Origin of the sequence: Micromonospora sp. NPDC048986 (genome assembly GCF_040649335.1) — a bacterium.
In the GTDB taxonomy this organism is placed as follows: Bacteria; Actinomycetota; Actinomycetes; order Mycobacteriales; family Micromonosporaceae; genus Micromonospora; species Micromonospora alfalfae.
On sequence record NZ_JBEZFJ010000002.1, the window covers coordinates 559049 to 574592 of the forward strand.

Annotated in this window: 14 protein-coding genes and 1 pseudogene; 4 read left to right on the top strand and 11 right to left on the bottom strand. The window is 67.8% G+C overall.

Annotated features, from left to right (window positions below):
- Positions 1–36 precede the first annotated feature (36 nt).
- From AB0B94_RS07585 to AB0B94_RS07610, 6 genes are all read right to left on the bottom strand, one after another.
- Positions 37–1560, bottom strand: coding sequence for a molybdopterin-dependent oxidoreductase (locus tag AB0B94_RS07585; protein ID WP_357269922.1), 1524 nt, complete (start codon positions 1558–1560; stop codon positions 37–39).
- A gap of 59 nt (positions 1561–1619) precedes the next feature.
- On the bottom strand, positions 1620–2249 hold the full coding sequence (locus tag AB0B94_RS07590) for a fasciclin domain-containing protein (RefSeq protein WP_357269734.1): 630 nt from the start codon (positions 2247–2249) through the stop codon (positions 1620–1622).
- 163 nt (positions 2250–2412) lie between these two features.
- Positions 2413–3285 (bottom strand): serine hydrolase, encoded by an 873-nt coding sequence (locus tag AB0B94_RS07595; RefSeq protein ID WP_357269737.1) that lies wholly within the window; start codon positions 3283–3285, stop codon positions 2413–2415.
- A 49-nt stretch (positions 3286–3334) separates the two neighbouring features.
- Positions 3335–3949: a hypothetical protein gene (locus AB0B94_RS07600; RefSeq protein WP_357269740.1), complete on the bottom strand. Its 615-nt coding sequence runs from the start codon at positions 3947–3949 to the stop codon at positions 3335–3337.
- Positions 3950–4178: 229 nt separating this feature from the next.
- Positions 4179–4679 (bottom strand): SigE family RNA polymerase sigma factor, encoded by a 501-nt coding sequence (locus tag AB0B94_RS07605; protein WP_357269743.1) that lies wholly within the window; start codon positions 4677–4679, stop codon positions 4179–4181.
- The gene (locus AB0B94_RS07610; RefSeq protein WP_357269746.1) at positions 4672–5553 is read right to left on the bottom strand and encodes a hypothetical protein; all 882 of its coding nucleotides are present in this window, start codon (positions 5551–5553) and stop codon (positions 4672–4674) included. The genes AB0B94_RS07605 and AB0B94_RS07610 overlap by 8 nt, the downstream gene beginning before the upstream one ends.
- A gap of 115 nt (positions 5554–5668) precedes the next feature.
- Here AB0B94_RS07610 and AB0B94_RS07615 point away from each other — a divergent pair.
- Positions 5669–5803 (top strand): annotated as a pseudogene (locus AB0B94_RS07615) (phenylacetic acid degradation protein); the annotation flags it as partial.
- 39 nt (positions 5804–5842) lie between these two features.
- Here AB0B94_RS07615 and AB0B94_RS07620 read toward each other — a convergent pair.
- The 5 genes from AB0B94_RS07620 to AB0B94_RS07640 form a co-directional block, all read right to left on the bottom strand.
- Complete coding sequence (locus AB0B94_RS07620; RefSeq protein WP_357269749.1) at positions 5843–6286, bottom strand: hypothetical protein; 444 nt, start codon at positions 6284–6286, stop codon at positions 5843–5845.
- Between the two features lie 164 nt (positions 6287–6450).
- Entirely contained in the window at positions 6451–7755 is a 1305-nt protein-coding gene (locus AB0B94_RS07625) for an alpha/beta hydrolase (protein ID WP_357269752.1), read from the bottom strand.
- Positions 7752–8894 (bottom strand): hypothetical protein, encoded by a 1143-nt coding sequence (locus AB0B94_RS07630; protein WP_357269755.1) that lies wholly within the window; start codon positions 8892–8894, stop codon positions 7752–7754. Before AB0B94_RS07630 ends, AB0B94_RS07625 begins: the two co-directional genes overlap by 4 nt.
- A 464-nt stretch (positions 8895–9358) precedes the next feature.
- Positions 9359–10306, bottom strand: coding sequence for a hypothetical protein (locus tag AB0B94_RS07635; protein ID WP_357269758.1), 948 nt, complete (start codon positions 10304–10306; stop codon positions 9359–9361).
- Positions 10307–10412: 106 nt separating this feature from the next.
- Positions 10413–10784: a hypothetical protein gene (locus tag AB0B94_RS07640; protein ID WP_357269761.1), complete on the bottom strand. Its 372-nt coding sequence runs from the start codon at positions 10782–10784 to the stop codon at positions 10413–10415.
- A gap of 1311 nt (positions 10785–12095) precedes the next feature.
- Between AB0B94_RS07640 and AB0B94_RS07645 the strand changes: the two genes are divergently transcribed.
- Genes AB0B94_RS07645 through AB0B94_RS07655 form a run of 3 tightly spaced genes read left to right on the top strand, consistent with a single transcriptional unit; the run spans position 12096 to position 15482 of the window.
- Positions 12096–13514 (top strand): peptidoglycan-binding protein, encoded by a 1419-nt coding sequence (locus tag AB0B94_RS07645; protein WP_357269764.1) that lies wholly within the window; start codon positions 12096–12098, stop codon positions 13512–13514.
- Positions 13511–14194: an ABC transporter ATP-binding protein gene (locus AB0B94_RS07650; protein ID WP_357269767.1), complete on the top strand. Its 684-nt coding sequence runs from the start codon at positions 13511–13513 to the stop codon at positions 14192–14194. Before AB0B94_RS07645 ends, AB0B94_RS07650 begins: the two co-directional genes overlap by 4 nt.
- Positions 14181–15482 carry an ABC transporter permease gene (locus tag AB0B94_RS07655; RefSeq protein WP_357269770.1) on the top strand — a complete coding sequence of 434 codons (1302 nt, stop codon included), beginning with the start codon at positions 14181–14183 and terminating at the stop codon, positions 15480–15482. The genes AB0B94_RS07650 and AB0B94_RS07655 overlap by 14 nt, the downstream gene beginning before the upstream one ends.
- The last annotated feature ends 62 nt before the right edge of the window (positions 15483–15544 follow it).

Here is a 15544-nt window from a genome sequence, read left to right on the forward strand (position 1 = left end):
TTTCCGGCCCGGACGGTGACCGTCGGACGCACCAGCTCAGGTGATGGTGACCGTGGTGCTGTGCCAGCCGGTCGCGCCGTCCGGGAAGGGCGCGGCCCGTTCGTCGGTCTGGGCGACGCCGGTGGCATCGGTGGCCCGTACCCGCAGGGTGTGGCTGCCGGAGGTGGCGTCCCAGCGGTAGGTCCACTGCCGCCACAGGTCTGGTGACGGGCCGTCGGCGAGGCGGGCCTGCCGCCACGGCCCGTCGTCGATCTGCACCTCGACGGCGGTGATCCCGCGACGTTGCGCCCAGGCGACACCGGCGATCATGACGGGGCCGGCGCGTCGGCTGGCGAAGGGTTTCGGGGTGTCGATGCGGGATGCGGTCTTGACGGGCGCCTCGGCGGCCCACCCGCGTTGCACCCAGTACGGATCGAACGCGTCGAAGGTGGTCACCTGCATTGAGGTGAGCCACTTGCAGGCGCCGACGTAGCCGTAGAGGCCGGGGACGAGCATGCGGACGGGAAAGCCGTGCTCCAGGGGCAGGGGTTCACCGTTCATGGCCACGGCCAGGAGCGCGTCGCGGCCGTCGAGGATCGCCTCGAGCGGGGTGCCGATGGTCATGCCCTCCACGGAACGGCTGACGAGCTGGTTCTGCCCGGCCCGGATGCCCGCCTCGCGCAGCAGCGGCGCCAGCGGGATCCCCGTCCAGCGGGCGGTGCCGACGTAGGGCCCGCCGACCTCGTTGGAGACACAGTTGAGGGTGATGTCGCGCTCCACCAGACCGCGGCCGAGGAGGTCGTCGAATGTCCAGCTACGGGGCCGGTCGACAGCACCATCCAGAGTCAGCCGCCAGGTCTCCACGTCGACCTGCGGAACGGTGAGGGCGGTGTCGACCCGGTAGAAGTCCCGGTTGGGGGTGAGAAACGCCGACACCCCGTCCACGCCAGCGGAGACGCCGCCGGGTAGCGGCGGCGCGGGTTGCGCCGGCGGCGGTATGCGAACCGCAGCGCGGGAACGGGCGCCTGCGGCGTTGCGGCCACCGACGGTCTGGCCGATGGTTGCCGTGGCGCCGGCGGTGAGCGCCGCGCCGGCCGTCGTGGCCAGAAACTGACGGCGGTTGAGCAGCCGCGGCCGACCCGAGCCAGGAACCGGGGACGTCCGAGCGGCGCGCGCCACCACAAGCATCGCGGCCATCCCGATGCCGGTGCCCGCCACTACCGGCAGGACGTCCACCAGCGTGGCCGTCGGGCGGGACAGGGCGGCTGCGACACCGACGGCAGCGAACGCGGCTAGGCCCGCCAGACCGTAACGGCGTCGTCGTAACGTCGCCGCGCCGAGCAGGACCGCGCTCAGGGCCAACAGTGCGTAGACGCCGCCGAGGAGGACGATCTTGTCGTTGGTGCCGAAGGTGCGGATGGCGAATGCCTTTACCGGCTGCGGTGCCAGGTCCACAGCGGCACTGCCGACCGCCAGCACCGGGTCGGCGGCCGGATCGACCAGTGCCGCCACGAGGTGGGCCACGCCGAGGGCAACCCCGGCGCTCAGCACACCGACGACGAGGCCGCGCGCGGCGGTGATGCTTCGGGGCGGCCCCGGCCGGCGAGTCGCCGGCCGGGGCTCGATGGGGGTGGACACCCTCAGCTCCTGGGCATCAGGACGCTGTCAACGATGTACACGGTGGCGTTGGCCGTCGAGACGTTCCCGCAGACCACCATCGAGGTGCCGTTGACGGTGAACGAGCTGCCACCACCGGTCACCGTGACGTCGTCACCCTGCAACGTCTTGTGGGTGCCGGCCAGGGTGTCCGGGGACAACTGGGTCGGCACCACGTGGTAGGTGAGGATCTTCTTGAGCATGGCGTCGTCGGCCAGGACCTTGTCCAGGTCCGCCTTCGGGATCTTGGCGAACGCGTCGTTTGTCGGCGCGAACACCGTCACGCCCTGCGCGCCGTTGAGCGAGTCCACCAGGTTGGCCTTCTTCACCGCCGTCACCAGCGTCGACAACAGTGGGTTGCCGGACGCCGCGGTGGCCACCGGCACCTTCGCCATCGCCTCGAAACTTTCCGGGTTGGACGGATCGGTCGGCACGGCCGCGCACCCCGAGCCGAACTGACCCGACATCATCATCGACGGCGAGGCAGAGGCCATCGGCGCGCTGGCCGACGTGCTCGGCGTGCCGCTGGCGGTGTCCTCGCCGTCAGTGCCGCCGCAGGCGGACAGGGCCAGCACGGCGATCACGCCGACCGTGGCAAACAGGCGCCGCTTCATAGGAACTCCTCAGATGCTTGTACTCGATTGCTGCTGTCATGAGGCATTCGAGGCCGACCCGCAGACGGATGGGTACAAGATCGGGAATTGTTTGTCGCCGACGATGACGAGCGCCCGGCCGGGCAGGCGACCGGCCCACTGTCGGCCTCGGCGGACGCGGGGCCTACCCCTGCGACAGCCCGTCGTGCGCGGTGGCGGCGCGCAGCTCCGTGAGCACGTACGTGGCGGCCCTCTCGACGACGCGGATGCCCTCTTTCCGGCTCACGTGATGGTCGGAGAGCACGGCGATCAGCCAGTCATGACGGGCCTCGACGATCCGTCCGATGCTGTTGACCAGCCAGCGGCCGCCGTCGGCATCGGCGGTGTCCCAGCCGTTCTTGACGTAGTCGGAACGACTGGCCGCCTCCCGTGCGGCGGGGACTCCCCATCGCTGCTCGGGGATCACCTTCTTCATCAGGCCCATGATGAAGGTACGGTCCTGCGGGGTCAGCGGTCCCGTCGGTGACGTCACCGCCGTCAGCAGGCGAAGCTGGTCGGCGACAGTGGTGGTGGTGAGCCCCCAGTGCGAGTTGGGCTTGGTTTCGCGCAGACCGAGCGCGCGGTTCGCGGCGTTGAGGCCGCGCGAGCCCCCGATCCGCTGCCACAGGGCGACGGCCGCATCGTTGTCACTGGACACGATCATGGCCTCGGCCAATCGCCGGATCTCAGTTCCCAGGGCCTTGCCCGGCGGGTTCTGGCGCAGCAGCAGAGCCGCGAGGATGTTGACCTTGACGATGCTGGCGGTCTCGAACCGTTTGGCGCCGACAGTCACCTCAGCCGTTCCCAGTCGGTCCACGGCCGCGACCGCCAGGTGGCCGTCGTACCGCTTTACATAGGCAGTGATGCGCGTTCTCGCCTGGCCGATCCAGTCGATGGCCGGCGTCGTGGGGATCGGACTGGCAGGGGAGGAACCGAGCGATGGTCCGCCTCCGCCTCCCCCTCCGTCGCCGTCGCGGGTGGCACCGAAGGCGGCCGTCGCAGCGCCGGCCAGCGACATGGTGACCGCGGAGATGACCCAGCGTCGCGGCAGCTGCCGCCCTTTCCGCTCAGCCAAGGCGGGCCACCGCCCTCGCCGCGATCGAGTCCACCACGGCCCGGCTGCCCGGATCGGGCAGGCGGACCGTCGAGACCGTATCGCCTCGTTTCACCACCACGAAGTACGTGATGGTGTTCGGGGTGTCCGGATGCGCGATACGACCTCGAACGAGGATCCCGGCGCCCGCCAGATAATGCGGATCGACGACATCGAACGAGACATGCGATCCGAGGACCGGGTAGCTCGCGCACCGCAGAAGGACCCGACGGACGTCATCGACGTTCCGCTCGGCCCAGCCAGGTTCGTACGTCTCCACGACGTGGTGGGCCGGCGACGAGCCGTCAGACAGCCGGTAGTAGCGCTCCACGGCGGCGCGCCGATGCGACTTGGCCAGGTAGTCGCTGCTCCGGTAGTTGGGGCAGCTGTCCTGCTCCCACGGCCAGGACGCCAGACCGGTTCGCGCGTCGTCCTCATGCCACTCCGCTCCCAGATCGCCCGCCCCCAGCAGCGGGCTCGGATCGCCCCGTTCCGCGTTCACGGTGTGCGGCTCGTCGGGGCCGACACCGGACTCCCCCCGATGGCACCCCGCGGCCATCACCATCAACGCCGACACGACCACCGGCACGACCGCGAGCGAACCTCGGCCTCTGCCGCGAATCCGGCCTCGGCTCGTCCTGCTGCTCGATACGGACACCGAAAACCTCCCCAACGCAGGTACTTGCCACCGCAGGTGGCGCTTCAGGCGACGACGCCTGGCGGCACGTTCGTCGCCTCCGCAGCACCGACGCTGCGGTTGCCGGCCGCCGGGCCGACACCATCGGGACCCGCCACACCCCGGCGGCGGACGGCACCGGTCAATGGCGTTCCTCGGCGAACAGCTCGGAACGGGTCGCGCCGAGCAACTCACGCAGGCGGTTGAGGGAGCGCATGCTCTGGCTCTTGACGACGGCGGTGGAGACGCCCACGACCTCGGCGGTCGTCTCCACGCTCAGGTCGTCCCAGTAGCGCAGGACGATGATCGCCCGGTCCCGCAACGGCAGGGTGGCGACCGCGTCCAGCAACGTCATGCGCAGCTCGGCCGGATGTTCCTCGCCCCGCTCCGGCGGCGCCGACATCGCCAACTCGCGGCTGGAGCGACGCCGCTGCTGGTCGATCATGCAGCGCAGCAGTATCTTGCGGGCGTACGCGTGGGGGTCGTCGGCCCGGCGGACCCGCCTCCAGTTGGCGTAAACCTTGGCCAGCGTCGTCTGGGTGAGGTCCTGGGCGAGATGCCAGTCGCGGCACATCAGGAACGCCGCGTCGCGCAACCGGCCGGCGGCCGCCTGCGCGAAGTCCACGAAGTCCTCGTCAGCCATTCGACCGGGCCAGCTTCGGGAACCTCTTGGTCCCGTTGCGGACGTACTCGGCCGGCAGTTTCGTCCCCCACATCGGGTTGGCGGCGATCACGGTCGCCTCCTTCACGGAGAGCACGGGCGGTGCCGGCGAGGTTCCCTTGGGGTCCCAGGCCAGACAGGTAGCGATCATGAGATCGACCTGGAGGCCAGCGTTGTGGTGCACGGTGACCGTCTGGCTCTGCACGCAGTCGCCGGGTACTTCGGTCAACTCCACCGTCCCCGGGACAGGGTCGCCGCCGAGGCGGTCGCGGTAGATCGAGAGCCGCACCATTCCCGCTCCATCGCCTCGGTCCAGGTAGAGCTGGACGTACGGCATGCCGGCGCCTGCCCCGCGGCTCGGCAGACTTGCATAGCCGCCGGTCTTCCCCTGGGGCAGCAGCCGGGTCAGCAGTTCCAAGGCGCCCTGCGGCGTGGTGGTCAGCAGTTCGCCGTCCGGCCCCGGCCCCATCCTCACGGTGTCGATCACGGTGGTCGAGGGAGTCGGCGGGACCAGCCCTCCCCGCTCCTCCTCGCCGGCGCCCTCCTCCAACCGGACCGGGGCGCCAGCCGAGGGCGCGGCCGGGGACGGCGAGGTGGTGTCGACCGACCCGCCCGGCAGACTCAGGTTCGGCCCCGCGGGCTGACCGGCGTCATCCGCACCGACGCCGAGCGGCCCGGCGGCCAGGCCGATCACGAGCAGCATCGCCAACGCCGATCCGCCGGCGCCGAACTGCGCCAGGCGGCGTTGGTGACGAAGTCGGCGGCCCTGCACCACCGACTGCTGGACCAGGTCACCCAGTGGCGGTGCGGGATGTTGGGCCAGTTCGTCAGTGAAACGCCCACGCACGTCGCCCATGTCCCTTGTTCCTCCTCGGCTGACCGCCTCGGTGGCGATCCGTCATTGACCTGACGGGTTGGCCAGCCGATTTGGTTACCGAGTTTGGGCGCGAATTTTTCAATCACCCGCGTCCGCGCGGGTGGTCTCCGCAGAGGTGACGATGGCCCGCAACTATGCCCTAAAGCCGGACGAACTGGCCGCCGGGTACGTGCTGACCTGCCAGTCGAGCCCGGTCACCGACAATCTGGTCATCGACTACGACGGTTGAGCCCGCGAGCACCGGGGTTCCGCGTCAGCGGTCGGTCGATCACCGGGCGCTTAGGCAGCGGACCCGGGTGATCAGCGCGTCCGGCCCACCGGTGCCTCCGCGCACATCCACCACCATCAGCTCGACCTTGGCCCCTTCGGAGAGCGGAGCCAGGCAGACGGGTGTTCCTTCGTGGTGGGTCTGACCGGCGTAGTCGACCCACTCCACCGGGCCCAGTTGATAGCCATGGCCGCCGTCGTCGGCCTTGTTCGCCGACGGTTGCCGCCCATCGGGCCGGATCACGAACGCGTTGGCGTCGGCGTCGACCGCCACGACGGTGCCCGTGACCGCGTGCGGTACTCCCCAGCGGGGCGTCAACAGGGAGTAACAGGCGAAGGCCCCGAGTACGGCGCCGGTCAATCCGGCGACGGCGACCAGTAACCACTGTCGTGCCGACAGGCGCGAGGCGGACGGACGCGGATCCGGATGAAGGGTCGTCGCCATATCATCGACTGTATCCCAGGTCTGGTTTTGTGGCGGTACCCGTGGGGTCGGACAGCGTGGTGGTGTGGCATCGCAAGTGGCGCCGTTGCCGAAAGTCGGCAACGGCGCCACTTCATGCGGGCGGTCGTGTCATTCGATAGCCGGATCTCCGGCCACCGGGTCGATCAATTGAGGACCACCTTCAGGCATTCGGTCAGCCCTTGAAATGAACCGTGTGACCGCTCGGTCGAGTCGACGAACCTGGTTTTCGTCGTGCCGAAATGCTCCCGGACCAGGCGATACGGTGTGACGGCATCGCTTGGTGAAGCCGCGATGCAGCTCTTCTTGGCGACTGTTGCCCGCTGGGCGGGCGCCGGGGCCGCCGGGCATGGCGCGAATTGCGCGGTCAGCAGATCCGTGACCGTGCGGATTGCTTTCAGCGGTGGGCCCGTGCCTACGAGCGGACACATCTCGTCCAACTGAGCCAGCATTCCGGGCGACAGAGAGGACTCGCCATACCGTTTCCAGAGCTGGTCGGAAAGGCTTCCGATCAGGGCCTTGTCCTGGCCGGAACCGACCGCCGCCGCATCCTGCCCGAGCGAGGCATCTGAGACGTAGCCCAGTGCCACCGTGGCCGACAGGCGATCGAACTCGGTGACCTTCTGCGACCGCCGCTCGTCGGTCGTCGCCTGGGTGGCGCCGTTCGGCTTTATCGTGGCGAGGGTCCGAGCGCGCTCCGCGATCAGCGAGGCTGCGTCGGTGCCGACCGGAAACGGCCTGACCAGGACCGAGAAGTCGAGGGAGGGAACATCCAGGTACGTCAGGCGAGCGGAGCCCCAGGAATGGCCGACGAACCCCTTCAGTTGCAGGTTGTGCTGAGTCGATATCGCGCTGACGAGATGGGCGTACGACGTCGGGGTGAATCCCCAGTCGCCCTCGCCGAGCCTGCACTCCCGGTCCAATTCATTCGTGAAGCGAGCGGCGCCCTCGGCATCTCCGCCGTGGAGACGTAGATAGTAGGAGCTGAGTGCCGAGGAGCAGGCATCGCTCACCGGCCGTGTCACCCAGGGTTCTTCCACCACGAGGATGTTGAATTTGCCGGAGATCTCCGGAAAGGATTCCTGGAACGAGGACAGGCTCTTCGTGCCGGACAGTGCCGCCTCACCCGGCCCACCCAGGTCGACGAGGACGGTGTCGCGGGTGGGTGACTTGGGCGACAGCAGGGCGTAACGACGCACCATGCCATCCACAGAGATGTCCTGGCAGGGCTCCCGTACCGGTTGCTCCTTGCAGGTGGAGCCGACGAAGGGTTTCTCGGACGGGGCTTCCGGTGTCGCTTTCGGGCGACCGGCTTCCGGCGTGGAATCGGTACAGCCGGTCAGGCCGGCGGTGAGCGTGACGACTGTGGTGAGGACGAGACCGGCGGCGCGGGCGCCAAAGAACCTTGGCGCCCGCACCTCCCGGACATGTCGTCCGGCTAGCCAATTCACCAACCACTGTCCTTCGCGACCCACTGCTCCGAGCCACACACGCTGGGGCTGCAGAGCCTGAGCTCGACCCAGTTGTAGTCGGCCCAGAGCAAGGCCGTGGTGGCGTTGATAGCACTGAAGTCGCCCGCCACGTCCATGTACATCTGACCGGACCGCGACCCGTCAAAGTCGATGCCGATCTTCTTCGCGCTTGCCGTGATGTCCATCCGGTACTGCTGACAGACGTTGATCGGGATCGCGACGCTGCCGTTGACGCCAGCGAAGGTGCCGCCCAGGGTGAACGTCGCCTTCGTGTCGCAGGCCGAGGTGGGCGCCCGGGGGGCCCAGTCGTTGAGTGAGCGGAACCTCGACGCGTATCCGCTCCACGGCCGTGCCGCGACGTAGAAGTCCACCGTGTTGGCGCTCAGTCCGAACGGCGGCGGCGCGGGGCTCCAGAGTGCCCAGCGGTTGTAGACGAAGTGCACCGTAGCGTTCTGTTCCCACTGCTCGAAGCAAGAGGTGATCTTGTGATCCCGGCTGCTCGAGTACGAGGGGACAAACCAGGTGTCGGTGCAGTAGTTGTCCGTACGTATCATGTTCGAGCTGTTGAACCCGGCCGCGTAACCCGAGCCACCCGAACTACCCGCAGTCGCCTTCCGGGGGCGCTCCTTGACGGCCTCATTCCCGCCAACCTGCACACCCATGGCGACGTCGGCGGTGCCTTCGGCGTTGTCGCGTCGGGCGTATCTCACCGACTCCGGCGCCTTGTCCCCGTCCCAGGCCAACTGGATGGTCGCGCCGGGGGTGAAGGGGTCCGCAACCGTGGACAGGTGGGTGTCCAGCGTGTCAACCAGGCGGCCGTTGCGGGCGGCGTCGTCGAGGTGCTCCTTGAGACGCTGTCCGCTCTTCACGTCGGCGGTCGAGTTGATTGACTTCGCTGCCACCGTGCCCTGCCGCAGTGTCGCGCCGTCGATCTGCGCGGTACGGACCGAGGCGGGCCGCGCCTCGGCGGAGGCGACCGGCGCCGCGAACGCGGCCGGCTGAACAGCGATGACGGTGGTCGCGGCCATTGCGGCGATGGCGAGAGACGCCACCACCGTTCGGCGGCCGGGCGACCATCCCTGGGGCGGATCGGCGGTTAATCTGGTCTTTGGCAGCATGGGTCCCCGCTTTCGGTCGGTGATTTGCGGTCGTCTACGTGACCGCCATCAATACGTTAAACGACCTATCGATTACCTCGAACCCGATAAACGGTTTCGTTACCTAAGCGTTACCAAGCTATCGGCGGCTTCGACGGCGCTTTTTCTGAGATTGATCACCGTCTGTGAGTAAGCCAGTCCGAATACCGCCGTCTGGCGGCGGTTGATATTACGGAAAGCGATCTCACCCCGTTCGACCTAACGTTCGCTGGCGCGATGGCGATCGGACCGGAAAAGTCGTCCTGCTGCACTCGCCTCAATGCGCCAATTGGGGCACCGGCGCGAACCAGTGGCGCCGGACCTGGGGCGGAACGCCTCTGGACCGTCGCTTGGGACGTCGCTGCCCCAGCCTCCATGAATGCGCCGCCGAGTCCCGTAACGGTATTATCGGCAGCCTGAACCGCAGATTATGGTTGGATCGTCGATCAGCTTCCCGAGACGGTTTTACCGGCGACCTGCACCTCGCTCTCCAGGCGATCCTTGACCGCCTTCAGCCGCTCGAGGTTCTGCTGAATCAGGCCGCTCTGGTAAGCAACCTCGACGGCGAATGACACACCGATCAAATTCGTTTGGTTCTTGCAATCTATGTCCGTCAGTGCCGTCCTGATCGAGCTGGCCGAGGACGGATTCGTGGACCTGTCCGCTGCGTCGAGTGGATTAGGGAAGTCGTAGCCCTCCTTCTTCATGCACTCCGACCAGGATTTCTGGACGGCCACGACGCGGTCGTCGGCCGAGGACTGGTGGTAGGCGTTCGCGTCCAGCTGTCGCACGATCTCCGGCGTGTCATATTTCTCGTCCTCGCCAACGAGTGCCCTTGATGCCTCGCTCTCGCATCCGCCGGGCGGCACGTCCGCTCCGCTGGCGGTCTTCACGGAGGGCCGCTCCGCGTTAGCGGGAACCTGGCCGTCGGGCCAGCCGGTCAGCACGAGCAGGAGAGCGGGGTTCCGGTCATCGGCGCGCCTGGGGCGCACTGCCGGTGTGGCGCGTGGCGCCGTCGCGTACCCCCACTGGGCGGCCACCGCACGGTCGGTGATCCCGTATCGCCGGCCCAGCGGGTTGCGGTCCTCCTGCGCCACCGGGACTGGGAAGTCGTACACGAATCCGAATCTTGCCAGGCACTTCTCGATCAGTAGCGCGCGCGCCTGCAGCACGACCTGCAGCTTCTCCTCGCTCAGTGCGTACGCGTCAAGCGGCAGGGACAGGCCGTCGGTCGTCGACAACGTCGTGATGTGTGGCACCGCTGGTGGTGCGGTCAGCGTGAGGTTGCTCTCCGCGGCATCACTGGCCGGCTCCTGTTCGGTGCAGGCGGCGACCCCCACGCAACTCGCCAGCATCATCAGGACCACCGCTGTTGATCTGACAACAAATGGCATCTGTTACTCCCGCTGTTCGAATAATCGAGCGAGGTGGCGCCGCGTCCGATCACAACGCGGCGCCATCGAACACAATGGTCGAGCCGCTCCGGCCGGCGACAATGAATCAGTCGCAGAGGTGGGACCGGTTGTTGTTGCGGGTCACGAAATTCGAGTTTCCGCTGCCCGCGCCGGGGGCCCAATGATCGGATCGACCCGTCCAGTTGGCATGCTCGTACACTCGAAAGCCGGTGGCCAGGTCATCATTGCGGAAGGACCCGGCGTTGTTGCCGACGGCGTTGTATTGGCCGTCACCAGCACTCTGGAAGCCCACCCACGGGTTGAGATAATCCGCGTTCCCGCACTCCCAGAAGCCGGTCCGCGAGCCACCATAATTGATGCGGTAGAAGGCACAGAGGTCCCCGTACGCGGCCCTGGTGCAGGTCGAACCGCTGGCTTGGGCTGGAGTCGCCGTGAGCGCGACCGCGGTGGTGGCCACGCCAACCATAGTGAGCAGCATTGACATCGTGCGTCGACCATTCATGGTTACTCCTAATGCTGGGCTTCGCTTCTGCGGGCGGTTGTCCGACTTCCTGCGGTCGTGACGGACTGCTGGCACGGCGACTGGCCAAAGAGGGCGCGACCGTGCCTCCCACACCTCCCTCCGTATCCCGTGAAATGGTTCGGGAACAACATCGGTCGGCGTCGCGATGCGCGTCTCCTCGCAACGGTTGTCTCGTCGGCGAATGTCCGAGGTGATCCCTGCGCGCACTTCTCGTCGACGCTGTCTTCGACGGGCGCGAGTCGTCCACGCAAGGTCGGACGATCCGTTGCGGCGGGGCCGGAACCCAGCCGCGATCAGCAGGGCCGGGTCGGCACAACGGGCATCCACGCGCACCGCCGAATCGGCGATGACGCAGGGCCGGGCGCCGCACGGTCAATCCCTGGAGAACGCATGGCACGCCTGAACGAGCGGAATGGAGACGGCGCACAGCCGCTGCTCAGCCAGCCACTCAGCGTCACATCCGCGAATACCTCGCGGCGTTACCGACGCCTCAGCTCCGCGACGGAGTCCTGCACCCGGCTCGTTGCCCTGCCGACCCGAGGTCGCCACCGAAGGCCGGTGGTACGCGCCGACGGGGCCGGGCGGGGCTGACTGGCGTTGCCATTGCCGACGGCTAGACGGTGACGAGGGCCCTCTCGCCGGCGCGAGAGACGGCGACGGTCGGCGACACGGGTCGGTGCCCCCTCGCCCAGCCGTCGGGAGGGTCGGTCGTTGACCTGGATTTCGATAGCATGGATCCCCCGTTTTCGGCTGCGACTGCCTGCGCAGCTGCTTCGAATACCATCGATACGCTAGGCGCTCGGACAATCACCACGCCCGCCGCGCGCCGGTTCGTTATCCAAGCGTTACCATCCGGTCCCGTGGAGACGTTGCATTCTCCGCGATCGATTACAGGCGGTGATCCAGGATGTCCGGAAGATGAATTTTTGGCCGCCCCAGCTCTCACGGAAAGCCACCGCCGGGCCTCCGTGCAACGTTCGCTCCAGCGATGGCGAGCAGGTTGGCGAATGATGCCCCTACCGTTACTCGTGGTCCGGTCTCCCGATCCGATACCGACGGGAACCGGTCGCGGGGGCCGCCGCGGCGAGCCCGTATGTGCCATGCTTTCAGAACGCTGGCGCGGCTGCCTCCGGCGGTGTGGTTGACCGTCATCGGACGGCGTCGCATGATGTTTTCGCGCCCCAAAAGGGTGGGCGTCCAGCCGGGCTTCGGCAATTCACTGTGTCGCGAGAGCTAGGGAATCGGATGCGCCTTCCGTGGTCTGCCAAGGCCGTCGCCGATCGCGGGGTCGAGGGCGGTGGCGTTTCTTCGCCAATGGCGCGCAGGCAACGGCTGGTGGTCCGCGCATCCGTGGCGTGCGCCGTTCTCTCGCTCGCCGGATTGGCAGCGTCCACGATAATCAAATCGCCAGAACAGCTCGCTTCGGAGTCGCGTGCCCCGGTCGCTTCGGTGATTACCGCGCCAGTTCAGGAACGCATATTGAAGCAGACAGTGGTGGTACGTGGAACAGTTGCTGCCGCCACGACACTCGACGTGACGCCGGTCATCGGCGTCGACGGTGCCACGAAACAGATCGTCACATCGGTACGTGCGAAGGTCGGCAAGTCAGTCTCACCCGGCGACGTGTTGTTAGAGGTGTCGGGTAGGCCCCTGATCGCCCTGAAGGGACAGATACCGCCCTACCGAGATCTCAAGCCGGGCATGAAGGGGCAGGATGTCAGCCAGCTTCAGCAGGCGTTGCGGGGGCTCGGCCACTATCACGGCGGCGACGCCGCTGGCACGTACGCGTCCTCGACCAAGGCAGCGGTTCTTCGCTTCTACGACGACCTCGGGTACAACGCGCCCATGACCGACGGGGTCGGCGGTGCCACGGACCGGGCGGCGCTGGACAACGCACAGGAGGCCGTCGAGCAGGCTCGCCGCCAGGTGGACCTGCTGAAGTCGCAGCTCGACGGAGGATTGGTCCAGGAGCGGGCCGGGGCGGAGTCGCTACCGACGCAGCTGAAGTACCTACAGAGGTCCCTCGACAAAGCCGAGCGCACATACGCCGATTTGGCGGCGCGCACGGGCGCCGTCGTCCCGATGGGGGAGGTGGTCTTTCTTCCCCGCTTTCCCGCGCTGGTGGCCAAGTCGTCGGCAACGGTCGGCGGGCTGGTCAAAGAACCACTGATCTCGCTGTCCACCGGTGCCCTCGGAGTGGTCGCGAAGCTCAGGCCGGATCAGGCGGAGACCGTCACGAAGGGCATGACGGCCCAGATCGTCGCGGAGGCGTTCGGCAGCGAGATGGCGGGCACCGTCGAGGGCGTGGCCCCCGTACAGACGGATTCGGAGCGGGTGGGCGTTGGCTCGCCCGAGGGCACCGGGACCGCGGCGCCCTACGCTCCGCTCACGATCAGCCCGAGTAGCGCCCTGCCCACGTCCTGGGCCGGCACTGACGTGCGCGTGGAGGTGACGGCGGCACAGAGCCCCGGTGCGGTTGAGGTGGTGCCGCTGGCCGCAGTTTCGACAGGAACCGATGGACGGACGGTGGTGAGCAAGGTGGATTCGACCGGCGGCCAGATCATCGTCGAGGTGCGCCCCGGGATGTCGGCGGATGGTTTCGTCGAGGTCACCGCCACGGCGGGGCAACTCGGCCCGGGAGATGAAGTGGTCGTCGGGCGATGAACCTTGCCGTGCCACCCGTCGTCCTCTTCGAGGACGTCGCCAGGTCGCACTCCGGACCGCCGGTCGTGCATGCCCTGCGCGCTTGTAGCGTCCGGGTGTCGGCCGGGGAATATGTGGCAATCGTCGGACCGTCCGGCTCCGGCAAGTCGACTTTCCTGAACATCGTCGGCCTGCTCGATCGGCCCACCGCCGGCAGGTACGAGCTGGATGGTCTGGACGTCGGTTCGCTGAAGGAGTCCACCCGTACGAGCCTGCGTGGACGCGCCATCGGTTTCGTGTTCCAGGAATTCCATCTGCTGCCGTACCGGACCGCGGTGGAGAATGTCGCCATCGGGCAGCTCTACCTCGGTGTCACCCGGTCGGATCGGCTGGAAGCGGCGGAGTTCGCGCTGGCCCAGGTTGGGCTCGCTCACCGTCGAGACGCGTTGCCGACGACGCTGTCCGGCGGTGAGCGGCAACGCGTGGCGATCGCTCGTGCCCTGATCGCCCGGCCCCGCCTGCTGCTCTGCGACGAGCCGACCGGGAACCTGGACACCGAGAACGCCGCCCGGATCCTCGCCCTCCTTGACGCGCTCAACCAGGAGGGCATGACGATCCTGATGATCACTCACGACCTGGCTGTCGCGGCCGGTGCCCAGCGTGTACTGCGGCTCAAGGACGGCAGCCTTGATCCGTCCTAGCGGAGCCTTTCGTCGTCGTCGGAAGGGTTCGTCGACCGGCGGCTCTGCCGCCGCGCCCGAAGACCAGCTCAATCGACCGTCGACGCTGTCGTTGAACGACCTGATGACGGAGGCTCTGGCCGGCATCCTCCAGCGCCCGGGACGGTCGTTCCTCACGATGCTCGGTACCGTCCTGGGACTGGGTGGGTTCATTGCGGTGCTCGGCCTGACCGCGACTGCGGGGGGTCATGTCAGCCAGCGGTTCGACATGCTCGCCGCGACCGAGGTCACGGTTCGCGACGTGGGCACCGGCGATCCGTTGGACACGGAGATCTCGTTCCGGGAGGACGCAACCGCACGGGTCAGTGCGCTGAACGGGGTCGTACATGCCGGAGTGTGGTGGACGGCGCCGCTGCGCGACCCGTCGATATCCTCTCATCCCGGTCAGCTGGACGACGGCACGAACCCGGGTTCGGGACTTCCGCTGTACGCGGCCGAGCCGTCCGCGTTGGCGGCGATGCGGCCGGGACTCCAGTCGGGGCGACTGTACGACTCTTTTCACCAGTCCAGGAAAGAGCGGGTGGCCGTGCTGGGCAGACTCGCGGCAGACCGCCTCGGTATCCGGCGACTCGACACGCAGCCCGCAGTGTTCGTGAACGGGTCGCCCTACACGGTAGTGGGCGTCATCGAGAGCATGGCCCGCGAATCGGAGATGCTGCTGTCGGTCATCATCCCCACGTCGACCGCCCTACAGCTCTACGGTCCACCGGTCGAGGCGAGGGCGAAGATGATTATCGAGACCCGTGTCGGTGCCGCCGGGCTCATCGCCTCCCAGGCGCCGATCGCACTGCGGCCGGACGCACCCACGCGGTTCAAGGTTGACGCGCCGGCTGATCCCGAACTGCTGCGGCGTGAGGTCTCCGGCGACCTGGATCAACTCCTCCTGCTCCTCGCGCTGGTGTCGCTGTTGATCGGTGCTGTCGGTATCGCCAACTCAACACTCGTGTCCGTGCTGGAGCGGACCCCCGAGATCGGCCTGAGACGCTCGGTCGGCGCGCGGCGGGGTCACGTCGCAGCGCAGTTTCTGACCGAATCCACGACGCTGGGACTGCTCGGCGGACTCCTTGGCACCGCCGCCGCGGTGTCCGTTGTCCTCGTGGTGGCGGTGACGAACCGTTGGACGGCGGTGCTCCCGTCGTGGACCGTGTTCGCAGGTCCGATCATCGGGGGCTTGATCGGGCTGCTCGCCGGCCTGTATCCGGCGTGGCGTGCGGCGGGAATCGAGCCGGTCCAGGCACTGCGCCGCTGAATTACCGGAGCCGCCTGGCGTTCCTCTCGGTCGAGCCCGGCCACGGTCCTCTCATGCCGCTC

What these genes read in the sequence shown, in the direction of transcription:
- AB0B94_RS07590 (WP_357269734.1), bottom strand. Translation starts at nt 2,249, where the DNA reads ATGAAGCGGCGCCTGTTTGCCACGGTCGGCGTGATCGCCGTGCTGGCC.
- AB0B94_RS07595 (WP_357269737.1), bottom strand. Translation starts at nt 3,285, where the DNA reads ATGTCGCTGGCCGGCGCTGCGACGGCCGCCTTCGGTGCCACCCGCGAC.
- AB0B94_RS07635 (WP_357269758.1), bottom strand. Translation starts at nt 10,306, where the DNA reads ATGCCATTTGTTGTCAGATCAACAGCGGTGGTCCTGATGATGCTGGCG.
- AB0B94_RS07610 (WP_357269746.1), bottom strand. Translation starts at nt 5,553, where the DNA reads ATGGGCGACGTGCGTGGGCGTTTCACTGACGAACTGGCCCAACATCCC.
- AB0B94_RS07620 (WP_357269749.1), bottom strand. Translation starts at nt 6,286, where the DNA reads ATGGCGACGACCCTTCATCCGGATCCGCGTCCGTCCGCCTCGCGCCTG.
- AB0B94_RS07630 (WP_357269755.1), bottom strand. Translation starts at nt 8,894, where the DNA reads ATGCTGCCAAAGACCAGATTAACCGCCGATCCGCCCCAGGGATGGTCG.
- AB0B94_RS07605 (WP_357269743.1), bottom strand. Translation starts at nt 4,679, where the DNA reads ATGGCTGACGAGGACTTCGTGGACTTCGCGCAGGCGGCCGCCGGCCGG.
- AB0B94_RS07645 (WP_357269764.1), top strand. Translation starts at nt 12,096, where the DNA reads ATGCGCCTTCCGTGGTCTGCCAAGGCCGTCGCCGATCGCGGGGTCGAG.
- AB0B94_RS07650 (WP_357269767.1), top strand. Translation starts at nt 13,511, where the DNA reads ATGAACCTTGCCGTGCCACCCGTCGTCCTCTTCGAGGACGTCGCCAGG.